This is a genomic window from Ferdinandcohnia salidurans (genome assembly GCF_042680725.1).
GTDB classification, from domain to species: domain Bacteria; phylum Bacillota; class Bacilli; order Bacillales; family Bacillaceae_L; genus Ferdinandcohnia; species Ferdinandcohnia salidurans.
The window spans coordinates 1-729 of record NZ_JBHUEK010000003.1; the positions used below are offsets into that span (position 1 = coordinate 1).

Genomic DNA, 729 nt, shown 5'->3' on the forward strand with positions numbered 1-729 from the left:
TATGTGTCCCCGTATAGCGTGGGGTGCTGCGGAATCGGTCGCGTTAAGTTTGGCGTGAATTGTGGTAGACGGCGACGGCTTCGAGCCAATTTTGGGCTGTCTCTGGCGCGACATTGCTGAAACTATTCGCAAACGATGATGTTCGTCGTTCTATTTCCCAAAAGACACGTTCGATGGCATTCCGATTTCCATGTTGAATGACCTGAAATCGATAGCCATCTTCAGCGAGGACTGAGCCGAGATAGTCTGCATCATCGACGAGAAATTCAACGCCGTCGAGCTGATAGCGCCGGTGCAGCTCGGTCAGGAACCATCGCGTCGTCTGTTTATTTGCGGTCGGATAGAGGCTCACGTGAAGGATCTCGTTTGTCTGTGGATCAACCGCGCCGTACAGCCAGAATTTCTGGCCGTGGAGGCGGATCATCTTCTCGTCAACCGCGAGTTGATCCTCCGAGACGGTCGAGATCGGCTGTAGATCGGCCTTATGAACCCAGTTGTGGATTGCGACATGACTTCGTTCGATCCCAAACCACTCAAGATGTTTACTTACCTCACGTAGTGACATGCCGGCCAAGTGACAGCGGATCCCTACTTCAATCGCCCATCGCGGAGTTCGATCTCGCTCCACAAACGACAAGTCGATCCACGTGATACGTTCGCTGAGGCGGTCGAATTTTGGCATAGACACTCAAAACTCGTCCGCCTCATTCACTAACTTAACGCGACCAA

The 729-nt window shown here is 52.5% G+C and carries 1 protein-coding gene; it reads right to left on the minus strand.

From position 1 onward, the window contains the following. Positions 1-43: 43 nt before the first annotated feature. Entirely contained in the window at positions 44-682 is a 639-nt protein-coding gene (locus tag ACFSFW_RS24270) for an IS6 family transposase (RefSeq protein WP_388034386.1), read from the minus strand. Between the last annotated feature and the right edge of the window lie 47 nt (positions 683-729).